General features: G+C 65.0%; 5 protein-coding genes, 1 tRNA gene and 1 riboswitch. All 6 genes read right to left on the bottom strand.

Annotated features, from left to right (window positions below; genetic code table 11):
* Positions 1 to 204: 204 nt before the first annotated feature.
* On the bottom strand, positions 205 to 1,119 hold the full coding sequence (locus Q0L48_RS16590; RefSeq protein ID WP_296722806.1) for an NAD(P)-dependent oxidoreductase: 915 nt from the start codon (positions 1,117 to 1,119) through the stop codon (positions 205 to 207).
* Positions 1,120 to 1,143: 24 nt separating this feature from the next.
* Positions 1,144 to 2,277: a glutamate 5-kinase gene (proB, locus tag Q0L48_RS16595; RefSeq protein WP_296722808.1), complete on the bottom strand. Its 1,134-nt coding sequence runs from the start codon at positions 2,275 to 2,277 to the stop codon at positions 1,144 to 1,146.
* Between the two features lie 54 nt (positions 2,278 to 2,331).
* Positions 2,332 to 3,408 (bottom strand): Obg family GTPase CgtA, encoded by a 1,077-nt coding sequence (cgtA, locus tag Q0L48_RS16600; protein ID WP_296722810.1) that lies wholly within the window; start codon positions 3,406 to 3,408, stop codon positions 2,332 to 2,334.
* Between the two features lie 84 nt (positions 3,409 to 3,492).
* Complete coding sequence (locus tag Q0L48_RS16605) at positions 3,493 to 5,439, bottom strand: TonB-dependent siderophore receptor (protein ID WP_296722812.1); 1,947 nt, start codon at positions 5,437 to 5,439, stop codon at positions 3,493 to 3,495.
* A gap of 117 nt (positions 5,440 to 5,556) precedes the next feature.
* A riboswitch (cobalamin riboswitch) is annotated at positions 5,557 to 5,778 on the bottom strand.
* Positions 5,779 to 5,999: 221 nt separating this feature from the next.
* Positions 6,000 to 6,075, bottom strand: a tRNA-Ala gene (locus Q0L48_RS16610).
* A gap of 115 nt (positions 6,076 to 6,190) precedes the next feature.
* Positions 6,191 to 6,980 (bottom strand): hypothetical protein (locus Q0L48_RS16615; protein ID WP_296722814.1); only part of this gene is annotated, 790 nt, incomplete at its 5' end.

Genomic DNA, 6,980 nt, shown 5'->3' on the forward strand with positions numbered 1-6,980 from the left:
CCAATTACTTCAGATCATGCGGCTATGAACCAGAATGAGCGGAAAACGCTCTAAAGCAGTTCGCAACGACGGCAGCCCGATCAAAATTAAATGGCCACTCAACATTGATGTGCTCGAGGCATTCGAACGGTGCTGGAACAGAAGCTACGCGGAAGCCTCCGCTTCGGATGGAGATTGTAGACGACTAGAGGACAGGACTGTCGGCTAAAGCCAGCCCTCGCGGGCGTACCACCTCGCCGTCGCTGCCAGCCCCTCTTCACCGCTGATGCGCGGCTGCCACACAGCGGCAGGCACCTTGCGATCGAACCGCGATACCCAGTTGGGGTGGCACATATAGCCGACCCGGTCGGGTGTCAGCTTCGCGCGATCACCGCGCACAAGCCGGTCTGCGGCAGCAGCGGCATCCAGCACCCCGCGCGGCAGGTGCGGGGCGAACACGCTGCGCCTGCCCAGCGCGTGGCCGATCGCCTGGGCCAATTCCTTGTGGCTCCACCCGCCCTCGCGTCCGTCATCGGGTTCGTAAATCTGCTTGCGCGTCGGCGCGGCGTTGGCCGTCAGCGCGACGAGCAGATCGGCCAGATCATCGGCATGGATGATCGAACTCGCCCCGCCGGGCGGCAGGGGAACAAAGCCCCATTTCGCGGTGCGGAACATGTCGAGATAATCGATGTCGCGCGGGCCATAGACGCCGGGCGGGCGGATGATCGTCCAGTCCAGCCCGCTCGCCTCCACCACGGTTTCGGCCCGCGCCTTGGACGCACCATAGGCCGATAGCTTCGGCTCGCGCGCGGCAAGTGAAGAAACGAATACCAGCCGCCTCACGCCCGCAGCCCGCATCGCTTCCACCACCCGCGCGGTGCCGGTGACGTTCGCTTCCTCGAAGTCGGCAGGATCGGGCGTATTGGTCATCCCCGCGAGATGGATCACCGCGTCCGATCCTGCGCACAGCGCCGTCAGCGCCGCCTGATCGGCAAGATCGCCGCGCACCCATTCAACACCATCACGCGCCGCCTGTTCGCGCCGCGCCAGCGCCCTCACCCGGTGCCCGGCCGCGAGAGCCGCATCCAGCACCGCGCTGCCGACAAAGCCGGTTGTCCCGGTGATGGCCAGAAGAGTCACGGGCGCAGGCTCACGGGCGCAGGCTCACAGCAGCACCAGATGATCCCGATGGATCACGCAGGCGCGCGGCAGGTGGCCAAGTCGATCGGCCACTTCCTCGCTGCGCAATCCCTTGATCGCGTCGCATTCGTCCCAGTCATATTCGATCATGCCCTTGGCGATGGTCTTGCCATCCGGCCCTTCGACCTTGATCACATCGCCGCGTTCGAACTCGCCATAAACGCCGATGATCCCCGCCGCGAGGATGCTCTTGCCGCGGTGCAGCGCGTCCACACAGCCGCGATCCACGCGGATCGATCCGTTGAATCGCAACCGCCCGCCGATCCAGCTTTTCCACGCATTGTCGTCGCGCTTGGGCAGGAACAGCGTGCCCCGGCCCGCTGCCATGGCGCAGGCGATCGGCAGATCGTCCACCCCCTTGATGATGGCGAGCGCGATGCCCGCCCGCTCGGCAATCTCGGCGGCGAGCAGCTTGGACGTCATCCCGCCAGAGCCCTTGCCCGAGGACGATTCCCCAGTCGCCATCTGGTGGATTTCCTCGGTCACGCCGCGCACTTCGGGCAGGAATTCGGCGTCGGGATGGGCCGGATCGCGATCATACAGCCCTTCGACGTCGGTCAGCAGGAGGACGCCATGCGCCGAGGCCGCCTGCGCCACCCGCGCAGCGAGGCGATCATTATCGCCGAAGCGGATTTCGCTGGTGGCGATCGAATCGTTCTCGTTGATGATCGGCACCGCCCCGCGTGCCAGCAGTTCGCGCAGGGTTTCCGAGGCGTTGAGGTAACGGCGCCGGCCTTCGAGATCGTCGAGCGTCAACAACATCTGCCCTGCCACGAGGTTGTGTTCGGCCAGCAACTGCGCCCAGGTCGCGATCAGGAACACCTGCCCCGCCGAGGCCGCTGCCTGCGCATGGGCGAGCGTTTCACGCCCGCCGCCCGGCAGACCGAGTAGCGAAGCGCCAAGCGCCACGGCGCCCGAACATACAACGATAATCTCCTGCCCGCGCTCGCGCGCGCCGGCGACCTCGACCGCCACGCTGCGCAACCATTCGTATCGCAGTGCGCCGTCGGGGTGCACCAGCAGGGCCGAGCCGAGTTTGATGACAAGCCGCGGGCATTTCTCGATGTCGCGGAAGTCGAGCAGACTTTCGATCTTCATGGGGATCCCCGGTTGTTCATAAGTCGATGCAGCGCATTCGCGCCGCCAGTCAGGTCAGAGCGGCGACCACGCGTTCGCGTCGCCATCCTCCTCGTTCACCACCTCGACGGCTGCAGCCTTGGTCTCGGTGGCGGTGCGGTCTGGAAGATAAGCGAGCACCGCGTCGAGAAGTTCCGGAATTCCTGCGCCGGTCACGCCCGAAACCGCGAATACCTTGTCCGCTCCGGCGTCGAGCAGTTCCTTGCGGAAGCCGTCGACCAATTCCTGATCGGCCAGATCGCGCTTGTTCAAGACCACCAGCCGGGGCTTGTTTTCAAGGTCGGCTCCGTAGGCGGCGAGTTCTTCCTCGACGATCTGCATCGCTTCGGCAGGGTCGGCATCATCGGTGCCGGTGATGTCGATCAGGTGGATCAGCACCCGGCAGCGTTCGATGTGGCCAAGGAAACGGTCACCGATGCCCACCCCTTCGGCCGCGCCTTCGATCAGGCCCGGAATGTCGGCCAACACGAATTCGCGTGCCTTGTGGCGCACCACGCCCAGTTTCGGCACCAGCGTGGTGAACGCATAATCGCCGACTTTCGCGCCGGCATTGGAAACCGCGTTGATGAAGGTCGATTTGCCCGCGTTGGGCAGGCCGACAAGGCCCACATCCGCCAGCAGCTTGAGCCGCAGCCAAACCCACGCCTCCTCACCCGCAATGCCCGGCTGGTGCTGGCGCGGGGCGCGGTTGGTGGAGGTTTTGTAGCTGGCATTGCCGCGCCCGCCCATCCCGCCTTCGAGGAAGACGACGCGCTGACCCACCTGGGTAAAGTCGGCGAGCACCTCTTCCTTGTCTTCCGACAGGATCTGCGTGCCGACCGGCACCTTGATGACAAGCGGCTTGGCGCTAGCGCCGGTGCGGTCCTTGCCCATGCCATGCCCGCCGCGCGGAGCCTTGAAATGCTGCGAATAGCGAAAGTCGATAAGGGTGTTGAGGCCGGCGACGGCTTCGAACACGATGTCTCCGCCGCGCCCGCCGTTACCACCGTCGGGCCCGCCATATTCGACGTACATCTCACGCCGGAAGCTGACGGCCCCGGGGCCGCCTCCGCCGGACTTCACATAGATCTTGGCTTGGTCGAGGAAATGCATGGCGGGCGCATAGGCAATTTTTGCTGCGAATGCGAGGGGAATGGCAAAATGCCCCCTCCCCCGGGTGAGGGAGGGGGCCTAAGGTCAGAACCGCGCTTCGACGCCGACGACCGCAGAGCGACCGGGGGAGACGAAGCTGAACACCTGTTCGTAACGTTCATCGAGCAGGTTATCGACACGGGCAAAGCCGCTAATCCCCTTAGCCAGCGCCACCCGCGCGTTGAGGTTGACCAGCGTGTAATCATCCAGCCGCACCCGCACCGGCACGAAGCTGGGATCGGTGAAGGCATCGTCCAATGCCGCACCATTGTGCCGCACCACCAGCGTGGCCGAGGCGGCATTCCCGGGCGCGGTCCATGTCAGAGCGGTGCTGGCGATGTGTTCAGGGCGGCGCACTTCTTCCACGCCGTTCTCCTCGGCATCGATGTAGCTGTAAGCCGCATCAAGGCTCCACTGGTCGGCGAGTCGGGCATTGAACGAGACTTCAACGCCGCGTTGATCGCTTTGGGTGGTGCGGTTGGCCGGGGTGGCGATGAAGGTGGGGGCCGGGAAGATGGTGAAGATCTCGCCCTCCAACTCGCTGTCGAAATAGGTGACAGCGAGCCGCGCATAGTCGCCGATGTCCTGATCCACGCCGACTTCCCAGCCGGTCGATTTCTCCGGTCGCAAGGCGTCATTGCCGATGAAGCGCCCGTCGACGAACCCGAACAGTTCGAAGAAGCCGGGGTTCTTGACACCCGACCCTGCCGCTGCGCGCAGGCGGGTGGTGTCTGTGAGGCGATAGCCCGCGCCGATGCGGAAGGTGGTGGCGTCCTGGAACCGATCATTGATGTCGTGCCGCAGTGCTGCCGAAAGGTCGAACACCGCGCCCGTGTAGCGGTATTCGCCGACAAAGCCGATCTGCTCGATTTCGCGCCGTCCCCCAAAGGCGAAGCCGCCCGGCGTGGTGTTTCGGAAGCCCTCCTGCTCGTAATCGGCCGCGAAGGTGAGATTGTGCGCGGCATCGAGCCGCAAGGCGGAGACATAGGATGCCTTCACCCGGTCGCCCTCGCTGCCGTTCGAGCGACCGAACGGGCCGAAGGTGTCGCGGGCTATATCGGCCACCTGCGCGGAAAGGTCATGGGTCCAGCGCCCGTCCAGCGCCTCGCCCCGCGCACCGATCAGGGCGTAGACTGCTTCATTGGTGAAGCGCGTTCCGGGCGAATCGATAGTGAAGCCGAAGGTCGGGCTGGCGGGATCGAAGTCGCTATCGTTGAACCGGCCTTCGGTACGAATGAAGCGGGCGGCGGCACGCAGTTGCAGGCCTTCCGACACTTCGACCGCACCCTTTCCCGACACGGTGTAGCTGTCGCGCCCGATGTCGCGGGTGCCGCCACGCGCATTGGCCTGACCATCGGTGCTGACCACCACGGCGGAAAGCGCCGCGTCCCAGCTATCGCCTGCCGCGCCGTAACGCAGCGCGCCGTTGATGGTGTTGTCCGTGCCGCCTTCGATCCGCGCCGCGAAACCCGGCACAGCGCGCCCGCTGGCGCTTTCGTATGCGATCACACCGCCGATCGCGTCCGGCCCGTAGAGCGCCGATTGCGGTCCCCGCAGAACCTCTACCCGCGCACCAACTTCGGCTTGCAGCGTGCCGATGTCGAACTCGCCCGCAAAGGGATCGGAAACCTCGATCCCGTCGACCAGCAACAGCACATGATTGGCTTCAGAACCGCGCAGGCGGATCTGGGTCTGCCCCGCCACGCCTGCCACGGCCACGCCGGGAACATCGCGCAGCACATCGGCAATATCGCGGGTCTGGCGCTGTTCGAGCTGTTCGGCGGTGATCACCAGAGCCGATCCGGTGTAGTCTTGCGGTAGCAAGATATCGCCAGAGCGACTGGCGCTGACGATGATGTCGGCGCGTTTCCTGTCGGCGATCACGATCCGATCAAGGCCCTGTTCGCCCGCAGGATCGGCCTGCGCAGACACAGGCACAGCCCAAACCAGCGCCGCCCCAGCGACGCTGTTCAACAATTTCAGATTCTTCACGGATTCCTCCCGTCATCAGCAACATGAAGGCCGCGAGGGGATCCCATCCCTCACAGCCCAGCGATGCCGCTCACAACGAAAGTGTTTTTTCCGCGCCTGACCAATCCCTGAGCCAAGCAAAGAGCGACACGCCCCGGTCGGTCTCCTGGCTCACGGATCAGCATATCCGGTGCTCACCTTCCCAGAGCATCGCTGCTCCAGTGGCTGCCCTTCCGATGGAAAGGCACGCACCGCATACTCACCGCTTACAGTTGCAGGGACAGCTGCGGAATCGAACCGCATTCCCGTTACCTTGGCGCGTCTTGTTGTTAGGCGCTCGCCTGCGCGAGCGCAATATGCGCCATTAGGCGCGGCGGCCGTGCAGGTGTGCTACGCACGTCTGCGCCTTCGGCTTCGACTCCGGCCTTGCGGCGCTGCGCGCCGTTACAGCGCAATACAAACGGTTTGGTGGTTTACCTCGGCCCAACGGGCCGCAAGCGCGACGGCGCGTCGCCGCTTATGCGGCGAAGCCAAGGTGGACGGACGTCCGCCGCCCGGCATCTGAGGGCCAAATCAAATCCTGGTGGAGCCGAGCGGGATCGAACCGCTGACCTCGTCATTGCGAACGACGCGCTCTCCCAACTGAGCTACGGCCCCGTTCCAGGTTGGCCTGCCCCGCTCTCAGCGAAAAACCAGATGGGTCAGGCGAGCGCGCGCATTAGCGAGAAGCACGCGCCCTTGCAACGGCATTTGTCGCCCGCTGCCCGCCGGGTCAGCTCTCCGCGCCGGGTTTCGGATCGTTGGAGATCGGTTGCACCACCGGCTGTGAAGTCACGTTCTCGTCCACCGGGATGACCGGAACCGCCACCCCTGTCTCCGGATCGATCACCGTCTGCACCTGCACGCCCTGCGCCGAAAGATCGGCGACGCCGGGCACCGGAACGCCGGTGGCACGCGCCTGCTGAACCGCGATCCAGCCGGGCTGCGAGGCTCCGTACATCGCGCCCCACTTCGCATCCCACTCGGCCGAGGCGGCTTGATACGCCTCGTACTCGTCGAAAAAGCTTTCGAACGGCATCAGCAGCGCATCGAAATTCGTGCGGGCAAAGTTCAACGGATCGGACGGCGGTGCCGCCAGTGCCCGGTTCGACACATCCAGCGCGGCGCGGCAGAAGCCCGAGCGCGCAGCCGGCAGCGCGAAGAAATTATAGACCTGCGTCACTGCGGCATCACGCGCGACCATCGCCTCACGCCGTGTGTCATGACGACGGGCGACTTCCTTTTCGAGCCGGTCGTTCACCGCCTTCAACGGGCGCACATTATTGGTGAGGAACGCGCGATATCCAGTGAGGATCGGCTCGTATTCGGGCGCCAGACAATTGAGCGCGGCGACATTCCATGCCGAACGCAGATGCCACACCAGAAGATCGTCGTTCAGCCCGGTGTTGATGGTGACGCGGCGCCCGTCAGGCCCGCGCGGGGGAATGTTCATCACGTAATGCGCGCCGCCGGGCGGGAGCGGGCGGTAGGGTACGGCCTCGACCACTGGCGGAGGTGGGGGC

The sequence above is a fragment of the Erythrobacter sp. genome, from assembly GCF_024305245.1.
In the GTDB taxonomy this organism is placed as follows: Bacteria; Pseudomonadota; Alphaproteobacteria; order Sphingomonadales; family Sphingomonadaceae; genus Erythrobacter.